General features: G+C 59.6%; 17 protein-coding genes. 12 read left to right on the top strand and 5 right to left on the bottom strand.

What is annotated here, in order from left to right; all coding sequences use genetic code 11:
* Positions 1 to 5: 5 nt before the first annotated feature.
* The 7 genes from MCRY_RS02425 (at position 6) to MCRY_RS02395 (ending at position 5,841) form a co-directional block, all read left to right on the top strand.
* Positions 6 to 383 carry a hypothetical protein gene (locus tag MCRY_RS02425; RefSeq protein WP_085627889.1) on the top strand — a complete coding sequence of 126 codons (378 nt, stop codon included), beginning with the start codon at positions 6 to 8 and terminating at the stop codon, positions 381 to 383.
* Between the two features lie 120 nt (positions 384 to 503).
* Positions 504 to 1,244, top strand: coding sequence for a sulfite exporter TauE/SafE family protein (locus tag MCRY_RS02420; RefSeq protein ID WP_238939555.1), 741 nt, complete (start codon positions 504 to 506; stop codon positions 1,242 to 1,244).
* 73 nt (positions 1,245 to 1,317) lie between these two features.
* Positions 1,318 to 2,232, top strand: a complete 915-nt coding sequence (locus tag MCRY_RS02415) for a DMT family transporter (RefSeq protein WP_085627888.1) — start codon at positions 1,318 to 1,320, stop codon at positions 2,230 to 2,232.
* A 66-nt stretch (positions 2,233 to 2,298) separates the two neighbouring features.
* Entirely contained in the window at positions 2,299 to 3,231 is a 933-nt protein-coding gene (accD, locus tag MCRY_RS02410) for an acetyl-CoA carboxylase, carboxyltransferase subunit beta (RefSeq protein WP_085627887.1), read from the top strand.
* Positions 3,228 to 4,505, top strand: a complete 1,278-nt coding sequence (locus MCRY_RS02405) for a bifunctional folylpolyglutamate synthase/dihydrofolate synthase (RefSeq protein WP_085627886.1) — start codon at positions 3,228 to 3,230, stop codon at positions 4,503 to 4,505. The genes accD and MCRY_RS02405 overlap by 4 nt, the downstream gene beginning before the upstream one ends.
* Positions 4,506 to 4,612: 107 nt before the next feature.
* Positions 4,613 to 5,197 (top strand): rhodanese-like domain-containing protein, encoded by a 585-nt coding sequence (locus tag MCRY_RS02400; RefSeq protein ID WP_085627885.1) that lies wholly within the window; start codon positions 4,613 to 4,615, stop codon positions 5,195 to 5,197.
* Positions 5,194 to 5,841, top strand: a complete 648-nt coding sequence (locus MCRY_RS02395) for a LysM peptidoglycan-binding domain-containing protein (protein WP_085627884.1) — start codon at positions 5,194 to 5,196, stop codon at positions 5,839 to 5,841. The genes MCRY_RS02400 and MCRY_RS02395 overlap by 4 nt, the downstream gene beginning before the upstream one ends.
* Positions 5,842 to 6,192: 351 nt before the next feature.
* On the opposite strand, the gene zapE is transcribed toward MCRY_RS02395, so the two are convergent.
* The gene (zapE, locus tag MCRY_RS02390; protein WP_085627883.1) at positions 6,193 to 7,251 is read right to left on the bottom strand and encodes a cell division protein ZapE; all 1,059 of its coding nucleotides are present in this window, start codon (positions 7,249 to 7,251) and stop codon (positions 6,193 to 6,195) included.
* A 41-nt stretch (positions 7,252 to 7,292) separates the two neighbouring features.
* Entirely contained in the window at positions 7,293 to 7,634 is a 342-nt protein-coding gene (locus tag MCRY_RS02385) for a DUF2794 domain-containing protein (protein WP_085627882.1), read from the bottom strand.
* Positions 7,635 to 7,916: 282 nt separating this feature from the next.
* Between MCRY_RS02385 and MCRY_RS02380 the strand changes: the two genes are divergently transcribed.
* Positions 7,917 to 8,090, top strand: a complete 174-nt coding sequence (locus MCRY_RS02380) for a hypothetical protein (protein WP_238939556.1) — start codon at positions 7,917 to 7,919, stop codon at positions 8,088 to 8,090.
* Positions 8,091 to 8,274: 184 nt separating this feature from the next.
* Here MCRY_RS02380 and MCRY_RS02375 read toward each other — a convergent pair whose 3' ends face one another.
* On the bottom strand, positions 8,275 to 9,942 hold the full coding sequence (locus MCRY_RS02375) for a Y-family DNA polymerase (RefSeq protein ID WP_085627880.1): 1,668 nt from the start codon (positions 9,940 to 9,942) through the stop codon (positions 8,275 to 8,277).
* Positions 9,943 to 10,044: 102 nt separating this feature from the next.
* Positions 10,045 to 10,311: an I78 family peptidase inhibitor gene (locus tag MCRY_RS02370; RefSeq protein WP_085627879.1), complete on the bottom strand. Its 267-nt coding sequence runs from the start codon at positions 10,309 to 10,311 to the stop codon at positions 10,045 to 10,047.
* 87 nt (positions 10,312 to 10,398) lie between these two features.
* On the opposite strand from MCRY_RS02370, the gene MCRY_RS02365 reads away from it, so the two are divergent.
* The 3 genes from MCRY_RS02365 (at position 10,399) to MCRY_RS02355 (ending at position 13,254) form a co-directional block, all read left to right on the top strand.
* Positions 10,399 to 11,511: an S-(hydroxymethyl)glutathione dehydrogenase/class III alcohol dehydrogenase gene (locus tag MCRY_RS02365; protein ID WP_085627878.1), complete on the top strand. Its 1,113-nt coding sequence runs from the start codon at positions 10,399 to 10,401 to the stop codon at positions 11,509 to 11,511.
* A gap of 99 nt (positions 11,512 to 11,610) precedes the next feature.
* On the top strand, positions 11,611 to 12,321 hold the full coding sequence (locus MCRY_RS02360) for an NYN domain-containing protein (protein WP_085627877.1): 711 nt from the start codon (positions 11,611 to 11,613) through the stop codon (positions 12,319 to 12,321).
* Between the two features lie 117 nt (positions 12,322 to 12,438).
* Positions 12,439 to 13,254, top strand: a complete 816-nt coding sequence (locus tag MCRY_RS02355) for a cobalamin B12-binding domain-containing protein (protein WP_085627876.1) — start codon at positions 12,439 to 12,441, stop codon at positions 13,252 to 13,254.
* Here the strand turns inward: MCRY_RS02355 and MCRY_RS02350 are convergent.
* Positions 13,218 to 13,859, bottom strand: coding sequence for a TetR/AcrR family transcriptional regulator (locus tag MCRY_RS02350; protein ID WP_085627875.1), 642 nt, complete (start codon positions 13,857 to 13,859; stop codon positions 13,218 to 13,220). The two genes, MCRY_RS02355 and MCRY_RS02350, sit on opposite strands and share 37 nt — an antisense overlap.
* 139 nt (positions 13,860 to 13,998) lie before the next feature.
* On the opposite strand from MCRY_RS02350, the gene mbfA reads away from it, so the two are divergent.
* Entirely contained in the window at positions 13,999 to 14,973 is a 975-nt protein-coding gene (gene mbfA, locus MCRY_RS02345; protein WP_085628147.1) for an iron exporter MbfA, read from the top strand.
* Positions 14,974 to 15,049: the final 76 nt, after the last annotated feature.

The following is a 15,049-nucleotide window of genomic DNA, read 5'->3' as shown; positions in this document are numbered from 1 at the left end:
CGATTATGACCGCGTATTCCATGTCGAAAGCCCGTTTTTTCGAAGGCGTTTGGGAAGGTGTGATCGCCGGAGATTCCGACGACAGCCCAACCCCCAAGATCGACGTCCGCGTACATGACAAGCCAATCCCGAACGTGTCGCTTGATCCGCTCCCCGATCCGGGGTCTTGGCTGCTCAAGGTGCCGGTGCCAACAACTCTGCTGGCCGACGGGGTGCACACCTTTATGATCTCTGAATCAACGCTCGGTCAGGCACTTGGCAATTTCTCGATCATCGCAGGTGACGCTGCCGGAGAAGACATCCGCGCAGAAATGTCGTTGCTGCGGGCCGAACTCGACATGCTCAAACGGTCATTCCGCAGGCATTGCCGCGAAACGGCGTAATCGCCTGTCAGATTAGCAAACCATTCCTGACACAGCCCCACACGGCACATGATCGTGACCGTGCTTGGCATGTTCGACCCGGCATGCAATCTGTGAATCTTAAAACACACGAGGCAGGATTTGGACTTCTGGATCATCGCAGGGCTTGCCGCCTTCTTGATGGGGCTGTCGAAAGGTGGCGTGCCGATGATTGCGATCTTGGCCGTACCTCTCATGTCCCTGTTCATGGACCCCGCACTTGCGGCTGGCCTGCTGCTGCCGATCTACATCGTCGCGGACATGTACGCGATATACCTGTTCCGCAAAGCGTTTTCGCTGCGCAACCTCAAGATCCTTCTACCGGGTTCTATCGTCGGAATCCTGATCGGATTTGCAGCAGTGTCTTACGTGCCCGGTGACGCGGGCAAGCTGTTGGTTTCCGGAATCGGCTTTTATTATCTTGCAAATGCGCTGTACAACCGCCTGTCCAAAACTCAGGTGCCGCCCCGCCCTGCGGATGTTCCCCGAGGGCTGTTCTGGGGCACGATCACAGGCTTGACCAGCTATATCTCGCACGCAGGGGGACCGCCCTATCAGGCCTATGTGCTGCCGCAAAAGCTCGACAAGATGGTCTATCTTGGAACCACCGCAATCTTCTTCACGATCGTAAACCTGATGAAAGTCCCGCCCTTCATTCTGGCAGGCCAGATCACATGGGACAGCGCCGCACAAGCCGTATGGCTTGCACCCTTCGCCCTTGCCGGAGCGTGGACCGGATCGCGCATTTCCCGCGCCCTGCCCGAACGCATCTTTTTTATCCTGATCGAAGTCGCTCTGGCGCTGGTCTCGATAAAACTGCTGTACGAAGTCTTGACCGGCTGAACGGCATTCCAGCGGATTGACCTTCCTTCACCACACAGGCAGGTTAAATTTACAAACCTAACCCGGAGAACCTATGTCACCGCTGCGCGGCATGGTGCTGAAACTCAGCGCTGTCTTGCTCTTCGTCATCATGGCGTCCCTGATCAAGGCAAGCTCCGACGTAGTGCCGCCGGGCGAAGCCGTGTTCTTCCGATCCTTCTTTGCAATCCCCATCATTCTTGGATGGCTGGTGCTGCGGCGCGACCTCAGCACCGGCTTGCGCACCCGCAACCCCGCGGGGCATTTCTGGCGCGGCCTGATCGGCGTCAGCGCCATGGCGTGTGGATTTGCGGCGCTCGGACTCCTGCCACTGCCCGAGGTCACGGTGCTCGGTTATGCCGCGCCGATTTTGACTGTGGTTTTCGCCGCCCTGCTTCTGGGCGAAAAGATACGGTTGGTGCGAATGTCCGCTGTCATCATCGGTCTTGTGGGCGTGGTGATCGTGATGTTGCCACAGCTGGGCAACGAGTCGATGGGAACCTCCGCCAAGTGGGGTGTGGCATTGGTTCTGGCGTCTGCTGCGTTCAAGGCCTTGGCGCATGTGCATATCCGCAAGCTGGTGCAGCACGAAACGACATCGTCCGTGGTGTTCTATTTTGCCGTCACCGCAACCTGCTTGTCGCTCTTCACCTCGCCCTTCGGCTGGGTCATGCCTGACGCGCTCACCGCCAGCCAGCTGATCGGTGCTGGGTTCATTGGCGGGGTTGCACAGATCCTGCTGACCGAGGCCTACCGCAATGCCGAGGCTGCGGTGATCGCCCCCTTCGATTATGCGTCGATCCTTTTCGCGCTCATCATCGGCTACACGATCTTCGACGAAATCCCGACCATTCACACTCTGATCGGCTCGGTTGTGATCGTCGGCGCAGGCGTCCTGATCATCTGGCGCGAACGCCAACTCGGCGTCAAACGGGGCCCGGCCCGATCAAACCTCACGCCGCACGGTTGATTGCATTTCCCCCGAATGGGTCTTAGATCACTCCCAGCTAAGACAGGGTGACGGGAGCCGCACTGCATGAACTGGATCACGAACTACGTCCGGCCTCGGATCAACTCGATCTTTTCGCGCCGCGAGATCCCCGAGAACCTTTGGGTCAAATGCGACGACTGCGGCACAATGCTGTTCCACCGCGAAATGTCGGACAACCTCAATGTGTGTTCCAACTGCGGCCACCACATGAACATAACCCCGCGCGACCGCTTTCAGGGTTTGTTCGACGGCGGCATCTTCACCGAGGTAGACGTGCCGGAACCCCTGCACGACCCGCTGCAATTCCGCGACCAAAAGAAATATCCCGAACGGATGCGCGCTGCGCAAAAGGCCACAGGCGAAAAAGAAGCGATGCTGGTCGCCACTGGTGAGGTCGGTCGCACCCCCATTGTCGCCGCAGCGCAGGATTTCAGCTTCATGGCAGGCTCCATGGGCATGTATGTCGGCAACGCCATCATCGCCGCGGCTGAGAAAGCCGTTGAACTGCACCGCCCACTGGTGCTGTTTTCGGCTGCGGGTGGAGCGCGCATGCAGGAAGGCATTCTGAGCCTGATGCAGATGCCCCGCACAACCGTCGCCGTGCAGATGCTCAAAGAAGCGAACTTGCCCTATATCGTCGTCCTCACCCACCCGACGACTGGCGGTGTGACGGCTTCCTACGCGATGCTGGGCGACATCCAGATTGCCGAACCCGGCGCGCTGATCTGCTTTGCCGGGCCCCGCGTGATTGAACAGACCATCCGCGAGAAACTGCCCGAAGGGTTCCAACGCGCGGAATACCTGCTGGAGCACGGGATGCTCGACCGCGTAACCGACCGTCGCAAATTGCGCGAAGAACTTGTGCAGATCATCCGGATGCTCATGCACATGCCACCGCCCGTCGCAGGCGATCTGCCTGCGCCTGGACCAGCTGACACCACGCCGTTGCCACCGGCCCCTTCCACACAAACACCATGAACACACAAACCGGGTCGGACATGATCCTTGAAAGGATGATGTCCCTGCACCCCAAGGTGATCGACCTCACCTTGGACCGCGTCTGGGCGCTTCTGAACGCGCTTGATAATCCCGAACGCGCCTTACCGCCCGTGATCCATATCGCCGGAACAAATGGTAAAGGGTCGACACAGGCCATGATCCGCGCCGGGCTCGAGGCTTCTGGCAAAAGCGTACACGCGTATACGTCTCCGCATCTGGCACGGTTTCATGAACGTATCCGCCTCGCCGGTGACCTGATCACCGAAACCCACCTGACCGAGGTGCTCGACGAATGTTACCGCGCCAATGACGGCGCCAACATCACCTATTTCGAAATCACCACCTGCGCCGCGCTGCTGGCCTTTGCCCGCACGACCGCCGACTATACGCTTCTTGAGGTCGGCCTGGGCGGACGGCTTGACGCGACCAACGTGATCGACACACCCGCGCTGACCATCATCACACCTGTATCGATGGATCACGAAGGCTTCCTTGGTGACACGCTCGCCAAGATCGCAGGCGAAAAGGCCGGGATCATCAAACGCGGCGTGCCCTGCGTTGTCGGTCCGCAAGCCGACGAGGCGATGGACGTGATCGAAGCACAAGCTGCGCGTCTGGGTGCGCCGTTGCTTGCTTATGGGCAACACTGGCACGTATCCGAAGAACGCGGGCGGCTGGTCTATCAGGACGAAACAGGCCTGCTTGATCTCGACCTGCCCAACCTGCCCGGCCAGCACCAAGTCCAGAACGCCGGCGCAGCATTGGCCGCGCTCCGGCACCTGAACATGCCCGAGGCATCCTTCGACGGTGCGGTGCAAAACGCCTACTGGCCCGCCCGCATGCAGCACCTCAAGGGCACATCGCTCAACGACATTGCGCCGCAAACCGATCTCTGGCTAGACGGCGGGCACAACCCAGCGGCAGGAGAAGCACTGTCTACGCACCTGCGCGGACTGCCCAAGCGCCCTACCTACCTGATCTGCGGTCTGCTCAACACCAAGGACGTGCGCGGCTACTTGCGCCCCTTGGCTGGCGTTGCCGATCACCTGACCGCGATTTCCATTCCCGGTGAGACCAACACGCTCAGCGCTGCGGATACCGAAAAAGCAGCACAGGATGTCGGATTGAACGCCAATCAGGCCGACAGCGTAGAAACTGCACTGCGTCAGATTGCGTCAGCCGAACCGCAAGCGCGTGTTCTGATCTGTGGATCGCTGTATCTTGCAGGTCATATTCTGCGACAGATCGGGTGACCCAAATTCCACGAAAGTCACTTTATATTGACCCAAATGCATTGAACTGCCTATATATTGCTTAAAAAAGAGCAGAGTCCGCGCAAGTGAGACGGATAGGTGGCGACATGGTATCAGTACGGCGCGCCGTCATTGCGGCAGGTATTGCCGCAGGCAGCCCGTTGGTTGCGCAGTCTTCCGCGATCACGGAAGGCGCGAGCGCATTTGCATTTACCATGAACGGCGCAGAAATGACGATCACCCGCAGCGGTCCGTCCTGCCCTTCATCCTGCATTCAGCCAATGATAGTCGCCGCTGGCATCGATACGCTTGGCGAACTCGAAGTGATCGGTTTCCTGCAAAACGTGGTCAGCACCGGCGCGGGTCTTTTGATAGACGTCCGCATGCCGGGAACATTCTCTTCTGGTTCGGTTCCGGGGTCGGTCAATGTGCCCTTGGCGACCTTCAAACCCGACAATCCCTATCGCGCGGATCTTCTTTCTGCGCTTGGGGTCAGCAATCCAGAAACAACGCCCAACTTCGCCGCTGCGTTCAGTCTGGTGATCTTTGGCAACGGCCCCGATGACGGTGCGGCCCATGATGCGATCCAGCATCTTCTTGGCGCCGGTTACCCGCCCAGCAAGATCAAGTATTACCGCGGCGGCGCATCCACCTGGAGCGCGCTTGGCCTCAATATATCGGTGGGACAATGACACAAAGCTCCAACAGCGCCGGCTATATACGCATGGCCTTGATGGGTACCGCCTTCATCGCTCTGACGATCGTGTTGATCGTGTTCCAGCCGGGGTCACCCCGCAACGCACAATCAACCTTTGAACCAGAGGCGCCCAGCACAGTCACCCGCGTGGCCGACCCGTTGACGCCGCCACCTGCGGCCGAACAAGCCGTTGTGGTCGCACCCAACCCGGTTCAGGCACCCGCACCGACACCCCGGGTCGCCGTCCCAGAGCAAGCTGCTGCCCAACCCACGAACATGCGTGACATGACGTTCAGCGCAATCTCGAACCTGAAATCTGTCACCACCGGAGAAGCCCCTGCGCCCGGTCAACCAGGTAGCCTGTTGCACAGTGTTGTGCAGCGTAGCATCGCCAACAGCACCAGCGCACAGACCACCGCGCCGACGGTGACCGAGGTCGAACCCGTCAGCACCCGGACGCCACGTCAGCCAACGGCGGGATCGTATTTCGTGCGCCCCGGAGACACGCTTCTGAGCATTGCCAAGGAAGTCTACGACGATACCGCCATGTCCTCCGAGATCTTCCGCCAGAACACGAACATCCTGACAAGCCCGGACAGCCTGAAGCCCGGAATGGTCCTAAAACTGCCCACGCCGTAGCCCCCAACATCTAGCCACTCCCGCTACAGTTGGAAAAAGTCAACCGCTCCTCACCTAAATGTTGACCGGTGCGAATCACTATGGCACAACGGTGTCAGACTTCGTGACTTGCTTCTAAAGTGACCACGGAACGGGGGATTTTACGGTGTTACCGAGTATTCAAGTGTGTATCGAACCGACCCTTTCAGGCCGTCGATCAATTGGCAGCACCGCACGGAACGACCACCAAGACCTCGAAGACCCCTCGGGCGCTCCCTCGCGCCACCATCGACGTAAGGTATAGCAAGGACCTGAACACAGGCGAGAAATATCGAGCAGCCTTAGAGGTCCTTCGGGACCTCTTTTTTTGGCTTACGCGTCGCCCCAGCCTTCTGCCTGCATCTCCCGCAAACGGCTGGCTGTGCGTTCGAATTCGAAAGTTCCAGTACCTTCGACATAGAGCATCTCCGGTTCGGCGGCAGCGGACACGATCAACCGCACCTTCGCTTCGTAAAGCGCATCGATCAACGTGACGAACCGTTTGGCTTCGTTGAAGTTACTGCGGCTCAGGCGCGGGATGTCCTCGACGATCAGCACCCGCACTGCGTCGGCCAGTGCAAGGTAGTCCGCCGGCCCCAGCATCCGCCCACAAAGGTCGTAGAACTTGGCACGAGCCACCCCGTTGTGAAAGCGCGGTAATTCGATCTCACGGCCCTTAACATGCAGCGTCAAACTGTGTTGCTCACCGCCAGTGAGTTCTTGCCAGATACGGTTGATTTCGTTCTTGGCCGCCGCATCGTTCGGAGTGAAATACACCTGCGCCCCAGCGAGCCGATCCTGCCGATAGTCGGTGGCCGATGCCAGTTCATGCACCACCATCCGAGTCTTGAGCATGTCGATGAAGGGCAGAAAAATCTGGCGGTTCAGGCCATCCTTATACAGGTCATCCGGCACTCTGTTCGATGTGGTGACCACCACAACGCCCGCAGCGAACAGTTTTTCGAACAACCGTCCAACGATCATCGCGTCGGTGATGTCAGTGATCTGCATCTCATCAAAGGCCAGCAAACGCACAGAGTCCGATACCGATTTCGCCACCGGCTTGATCGCGTCTTCGACCCCGTCTTGACGGGCCTTGTGAATGGCCGTGTGGATCTCTTGCATGAAAGCATGAAAGTGCACGCGACGTGCTGGGGCATTCAAGCTTTCGACAAACAGGTCCATCAACATCGACTTGCCTCGGCCGACCCCACCCCAAATGTACAGACCCTTGGGGGGTTCGGGTGCCTTGCGAAACAAGCCCTTCTTCACAGGCTCCGCTAGGGCGGCACGGATGCGCTCGAATTCCGGCAACACCGCTTGCTGCGCGGGATCGCGGGTCAAGCTACCATCAGCCACACGCGCGGCGTAGAGTTCGGGCAAGGTCGTCATGCCAGCGGATTACCGTGTCTGGCGGCGATTGTGGAGAGGTGTTATTCGACCGCGCGGATCAATTTGCGTTCGAGCACCCGGATCACCGTGCGCAGGTCATGCCCTCGCTTGAGCACCTGACCGTCGATTCCGATCACAGCGTATTGCCCCTGTCGATTGCGCAGCTTGGGGCGCTTTTCGATGCGGTAGAGCGGGTTTTCGGCGGTGCGCCGGAAGACGGAAAACACCGCCACATCACGCAGGGTCGAGATGCCGTAGTCGCGCCATTCACCGGCGGCGACCATGCGTCCATAGAGGGATAGGATGACGCCCAGCTCTGTCCGGTGAAAAGCCACCTGCTCGGGCGTGGAATGGGACTGCGGGAACGGTGTGATACTGTTCATATCTGATGATGTGTGCAGGGCGCGGGGTAAATCAAGCGTTTTGACAGATGTCACTGCTGCGCGTTGCAAATTCGTCTGTCAGGGCAGATGACGCAAAGCCTGTTTCGCAGGGAGACCGTTGCGGGTGCGGATTTGATCCAACACCGCAAAAGGTGTATGCTGGGGTTTCCTCGGCGATGACCGGAGCGCAGGGCAGAGGCCCAAAAGGCTCTGACGACAGGACGGGAGACGCCTTTTGCGCAGCGTATCGCTGAGGCAGCAAAGGAGGACCCCATCGATGCCATGAAAGCAAGCGAGATCGCACATGCGCTGTACCGTGTGCGCGGTGGTCGGGCAGAATATGAAGCTGCCCAGCGGGAGCAAGAATTCACGTCAGCCGGCAACGAAGAAGAGGCGGAATACTGGCGCGCGATCCGGGGCAGCATCCGCCGGATTCGCGGCGCCAACGAGAGCTGACGCACACTTGAGCGACTGGAGATGCGGGAAAGGTCCGGACCGGACCCAATGTTTCGCGCGCGAAACAAAAGGACCGGATCGAACCCTTTAACCTTTTGTTAATAAATAACCTTTTGGAAGTGCGCGAGATCTTTTCTTCGAAGAAAAGGCTGAAATGCGTCGACGCATTTCGCCACCGGCCTGATCACGCAAACGCCCCCTGACAAAACCAGCCCGAAGATTTCGACGCACCATGTGCATAGAACAACCACAGGCGCTGCCCCTCGGCGGTGATCACGTCCCAATAGTCGCGCTGGCCGCTGCGCCATGCGGGATCGTCCAGCCACCATTCCGGGGCGATCCGCTCGGGACCGCGAGCGCTGTGGACCTTGTGATCGCGGCCACGCCAGCGAAAGACCTCGGGCAGGCGCGGTACGTCTGGGATCATCACCGGCTCTGGTGCCCACATCCGCAGCGGGCGCGGCTTGGTGGGCTGTGGCCAGTGCGTCACAGGGTCGGACCACGCGGCGGCCACAGTGACCCATGTCTTTTCCGGGATGTGACTGTCGGCAGGTTGCACGCGGGTGATCGCCTCGACCCCCAGCCGGGTGCCCAACCGTCCGATCAGGCGATCCAGCGATCCGGGTTTCGGCCCGGCCATGCGCGCGCGCCCCGCCTCTGCCGCCTCAAGATGGCCGGACGCAGTGCGCAGATGGATGGGTTCGTGCAGCACTGCCTCGAGCCGCAGCATGTCAATGCCGTAGCCCGCATCCAGATCTTCGATCTTGAGCCGCAGCAGTGGGCGGATGTGATCGGGATCGTCCGAGGGTTTGGCCACCGTGACGTTCATCCACTGCATCGTGCCGTCAGCGCGATAGGCCTCAAACCGGAGCGTGCGGGCGCCGCGCCCCTTTTTGCGCAGCGCAGTGCAGAGGCGGGGCAACATCCGGTCGATGGCAGCCATCACGTCGTCTTCCAGCCCAATGGGGTCCGGCAGGCTCATGCGTGTGGCAAAGCGATCGGGCGGTGGGGCCGGACTGACCGGTTCGGGCAGCGCGCCCAGCGCCTGATCCAGCCGCGCCACCAGCCCGCGCCCAAAGCGGCGAACCAGACCCGCGCGGGGTTGTTCGACCAGATCCTTGACCCGGCGGAGGCCGAGACGCGAGAGCTGCGCCATGGTGGAGTCTTCCAGACGGAGCGCCGCAATCGGCAGGGGGGCAAGCGCCTTGTAGGTCTCACCCGGCGCCGCAATACGGGCGCGTCCCTGCACCGCTGCCATTGTCACCGCCGGTGCCGCGCCACCGCGTTCCCAATGCCGCCGTTTGCCTGCGCGGGATCGGGTCGCGCGGGCCTCTTGATCAATCGCGTCGCCGTTGCGGTGGTGATCCCCCCCCTGTCCGCCACCGAACCGGGCCAGCGCCCATGCCCCACCCAGCGTGTCAGCGATACCAAGCTGCACCGACAGGCCCAGATCAATGCAATCCTGTTCAACTTGCAGCGCAAGCTGTTCTTCACCGCCAAAGAGATGGGCGCATCCCGTCAGATCGACGACAAGCGCATCCGGTGCCTCGCGTGCGACCCACGGAGAGAACTTGCCCGCCCAGCGGTGCAGCACCCCCAGAAACGCCGCCTCGGCATGGACGTTCGACAGTCGGGTGAGCAAGTCGGCACACATGGCGTGGGCATCGCGCAAGGGCTGGCCTTCGTAGAGCCCCGCCGCCTGCGCCAGCGGTGAGAGGGAGGCCAGCACCTGCGCCTGCCCCACATCCCGCACCACGGCAAAGGGCACCTGCCCCAGATTGGGGTCACGCCTGATATGGCGTTCGGCGGCCAGCCGGGGAAACCAGATGGACAGGATACGACGGTTGGGCATGGGACTCGCGGCAGCGTTTGTTCTTCTTTTGTTCCATATATCCTTTCTGCCCGACGAGTCGAGATCAGAGCGCGCCTGATGGTCACATCTGACAGCGAGAGATCAGCCGCAATAGATGCGCACCACCGTATCGCTGTCATTCAGCCCGAAATTCACCCGCTCCCCGCGGAAATCCATCGTCGCCGCGTCGTTCGGTCCAAGGATGCGATGCGGTTGGGTGAATGCGATGTTTTCCAGTTGTGAGCGTTGCAGCCCCATGAGGTGCGACATCTCTTCCGCCCCGCAGGATTCAACCGGCTTTTCAGCGACAGTGACTTCCTGACAGGCCGCAAGAGCCAGACAAAGACCAAGAATAGAATGAATCCGCATGTCAAAACCTTTCCAATACCCAAGCCAATGCTTGCAAACCCGGCGCTTTCCCGCAAGGTTTCGAAAAACAGACGAGGGAGAGTCATCATGCGCACACGCGCCGCCGTTGCCGTACAAGCCGGCAAGCCATTGGAAATCATGGATGTGAACCTTGATGGCCCCCGCGCCGGAGAGGTGTTGGTCGAGATCAAGGCAACCGGGATTTGCCATACCGACGAGTTCACCCGGTCAGGTGCCGACCCCGAAGGCATGTTCCCAGCGATTCTCGGCCACGAGGGTGCCGGGATCGTTGTCGAAGTGGGACCGGGTGTCACCAGCCTGAAACCGGGCGATCACGTGATCCCGCTTTACACGCCGGAATGTCGCGAATGCGAATACTGCCTGCATCCCAAGACCAACCTGTGTCAGGCGATCCGCTCAACACAGGGTCAAGGACTGATGCCAGACGGCAGCAGCCGGTTCTCGATGCTCGATGGGACACCCATTCTGCATTACATGGGCTGTTCGACGTTTTCGAACCACACGGTTCTGCCGGAAATTGCGCTTGCCAAGATTCGCGAAGACGCGCCGTTCGACAAGGTTTGCTATATCGGCTGTGGCGTCACCACCGGCATCGGTGCGGTGATCAACACTGCCAAGGTCGAGATCGGCAGCCGCGCCATCGTGTTCGGTCTAGGGGGCATTGGTCTGAACGTGATCCAAGGCCTGCGTCTGGCCGGGGCTGACCAGATCGTCGGCGTTGACCTGAACCCCGACAAGGTCGAGATGGCGACGCGCTTTGGCATGACGCATTTCGTCAATCCGTCTGAAGTCGAAGGCGATCTCGTGCCGTATCTGGTGGACCTGACCAAAGGCGGTGCGGATTACACGTTCGATGCCACCGGCAACGTCAAAGTCATGCGCGACGCGTTGGAATGTGCCCACAAAGGCTGGGGCGAAAGCATCATCATCGGTGTGGCCCCTGCCGGTGCCGAGATTGCCACGCGTCCGTTCCAGCTTGTCACCGGGCGGACATGGAAAGGCACGGCCTTTGGTGGTGCGCGCGGACGTACGGATGTTCCGAAGATCGTCGATTGGTACATGGACGGAAAGATCGAGATTGATCCAATGATCACCCACACCATGCCGTTGGAAGACATCAACAAAGGTTTCGACCTGATGCATGCGGGCGAAAGCATCCGCTCTGTGGTGATTTACTGATGCGGTTTTTGGAGGGGCTCTGCCCCTCCATCCGCCTTTGACATCCGGGGCGCACAGGCGGTCCGGGAACCAGGCCTCAACCAAGAAGGTTCCTGATACATGTCTGACAATCCCCCCCTGCTTGCCGTTCTGATCGACGCCGATAACACCTCTCCAAAATACTCAGCCGCGATTTTCGACGAGATCGCATCACTGGGCGAAGCCAGCGTGCGGCGCTGTTATGGCGACTTTTCCAGCCAGCAGATGTCGGGGTGGTCTAAGGTGCAGGCCGAATTCGGGCTTGTGCCGCATCACCAGCCGGCCAACACCGTGGGCAAAAACGCCAGCGACATTGCGCTTGTGATCGACGCGATGGACCTGATGCATACCGGACGGTTTGATGGATTCGTTCTGGTCAGTTCTGACAGCGATTTCACGCGGTTGGCGCAGCGTTTGCGGGAACAGGGGTTGGATGTGTACGGCATGGGCATGCAGAAAACGCCCGAAGCGTTCCGACGGGCCTGCAAACGGTTCATCTTTCTTGAGAACCTCGAAGGTGGCCCTGATGTGGACAACACCACCGTCAAACCCGCATCCAAGAGCAACCTGAACGAGGCACGCAATCTCATCCTCAAGGCGATGGATGCCATCGACCAGGACGATGAATGGTATCGTTTGGGCCAATTGGGACAGCATATCGTGTCAGCCAACCCGGATTTCGACACCCGCACCTATGGCAAGCGCAAGCTGAGCGATTTGGTCGCCGACATGAAAGTTCTCGAAGTCAAACGCGGGTCGAACAATCAGTTGATGGTGCGGCGCCGGGACTGACCTTGGCGGTTTGTCCTCCAAAAGCCGAGAAGGGTCATTGCGGCTGCATCGCAGGCGTGCAATCTTGATCCTGGGGACGAGGGGTTTCTGCGCTGCGCGCACTAGGAGACCCGGGCTATGTTGAGTATTGACACACCAATCCTGGTGCGTGCTATCGATGATGATATGTACGGTCAGGAAAGAAAGCTTTCTGATGCGTCCCTGCTTGTCATGGCACAAGAGGTGATCACGCGTCTTGCGTATATCTCGCGCAAAGCAAACGCGGATATCAGCGATGTTGATCTGGATGCGTTTTGCATCGCGCTCTTGGAACCAAGGGCCGATGAAGCCAACCGTATCCTGAAACAGGCGCGCGACCGCGGCGCCAGTCACGAAAAACTTTGCATTGCCTATATCGCCGCTGCGGCGCGCCGGTTGGGCGAATGGTGGGAACAGGACATTATCCACTTCAGCGACACTGCGGTCGCAGCGGGTCGGATTCTGCACATGCTGCGTGATCTGAGAATGGTGATGCCGCCGGTGCCCCTGCGCGGCCAACGAGAAGCGATGTTTGCCACCGTCCCCGGTGAACAGCACGTCCTTGGCGTGACGATGGCGACGGATATCTTGCGCAGCAAGGGCTGGCATATCGACCTGCATGTGGGGCGGAGCGAAAGCGACCTGTGCCAGATTGTGCATGATGGAGGATATCCGATCATCGGCCTATCAGCATCAGGCGCTGATCGCGTTCGTGCCCTGACCCGCACCATTGTCGAGCTTCGGATCGCCGCGCCGCGATCCCTGATTTTCATCAGCGGCAACATTGTCCAGATCGACAAGGACATCGCCATACGCACTGGCGCGGATGCTGCCGCAGGCACAATGGAGCATTGTTTGGAAACGCTCGAGTCTTTGTATCAGGCGGTGATGCGCGCTGCCCCGGCTGCGCCGTAGCGGGCCATAAAGGTCGTCACGGCACCGTCGATCACGCGGTTCATTTCGGGCGCTGTCACAGACGTGATGATGCCAAAAATGAGTTTGGGCCAGAGGTCCGCCTTGCAAAGCTCGGCGAACTGGTCTGCCGCAAGGTTGTAATCCTCGATCTGCAGTTCACCACGTGCGACCGCCATCTTGAGATAATCCACGACCGCAGCGCGCAGGATCATTGGACCAGAATGATAGAATTCCTGACCAATCATCGGAAAACGATCCGACTCGGCCACACAGATCCGAAAGATGCGTTGTCCCATATCTGAATAGATAAAACCAAGGAACTGCTGCGCGATAAGGGTCAGCACTTCTTGCGGCGGGCGGGTGCTGTCGATGCGTTCGATCGAAATGCGCGCCTGCTCGGAACATTGACGGGTTGCGACCTCCATGAACAGCAGCCGCTTGTCGGAAAAATAGCTGTAAAGAGTGGCCTTTGAGACACCCGCCGCACGGGCAATGTCATCGACGCTTGCCCCTTCAAAGCCATCGCGCAGGAAGATTTCCCGCGCGCCATCGACCACTTGGTCGAACTTTCGGCCTTTTCGGATCTGCGCCTGAGCGGTTGCCATTCTCTTCCCTTATGTCGCGTTCAAAAGCTAAACGGATCGGTTTAGTCTCGCAAGTGGGGATGTGTGGTGCGCACGGGCGAAAGCAACCCGAACCCGATGCAAGTGCGACACTCCCGGCATGATCAAAAGGTTTGCACTTATGCGATTTTCATTGAACCGACGTCGATTTTCGGATCTGTCCGAACAAGAGATTGTAGCGTTGGCCATTTCCTCTGAAGAGGATGACGCCCGTATCTATCGGTCTTACGCCGAACGTCTGCGGGCCGACTTTCCGGCAACCGCCACGGTTTTTGACGGGATGGCGGCAGAAGAAGACAGTCACCGGCAAAGGCTGGTCGACCTTCACCGGGATAGATTCGGTGACGTGATCCCGTTGATCCGTCGTGAACACGTCGCTGGGTATTACGCGCGGCGTCCCGTCTGGCTCATCGAAAACCTCGGGCTGGATCGCATCCGCGCCGAAGCCGAGGCGATGGAACGGGATGCGGAGCGCTTTTATCTGGAGGCAGCGAAACGGACGAGCGACGCAGCGACACGCAAGTTGTTGGGCGATCTGGCCGCAGCAGAGGCCGGTCATCAAAACAAGGCGGAGAAGCTGGAGCAGCACCACCTGACCGAGGATGCCCGTAGCAGCGAAGAAGAGGACGCCCATCGAAAGTTCATTTTGACATGGGTCCAACCGGGTCTGGCCGGTTTGATGGACGGATCAGTTTCGACACTGGCCCCGATCTTTGCCACCGCCTTTGCGACTCAGGACACATGGACCACGTTTCTGGTGGGTCTGGCGGCGTCGGTGGGGGCAGGGATTTCGATGGGCTTTACCGAGGCCGCGTCCGATGATGGGCAGTTGTCCGGTCGTGGGTCGCCCATCAAGCGGGGGTTTGCATCTGGCATCATGACAACGGTTGGCGGGCTAGGGCACGCCCTGCCCTACCTGATCCCGGATTTCTGGACCGCGACCATCACCGCCTTTGTGGTGGTGTTCATTGAGCTTTGGGCCATTGCGTGGATTCAGAACAAGTACATGGACACGCCGTTTTTCCGTGCGGCGCTGCAAGTGGTTCTTGGTGGCGCACTGGTCTTTGCAGCGGGTGTTCTGATCGGCAGCGGATAGGATTCCGATCAGCCAACACACCATTGCGACGGCACAATACTCAGACACGGCGACCTGTCACGTCGACCAATAAAAA

The organism is Marivita cryptomonadis, from assembly GCF_002115725.1.
GTDB classification, from domain to species: Bacteria; Pseudomonadota; Alphaproteobacteria; order Rhodobacterales; family Rhodobacteraceae; genus Marivita; species Marivita cryptomonadis.
The sequence above is the reverse complement of the archived record's forward strand: the minus strand, read 5'-3'. Positions and strand labels throughout refer to the sequence as shown.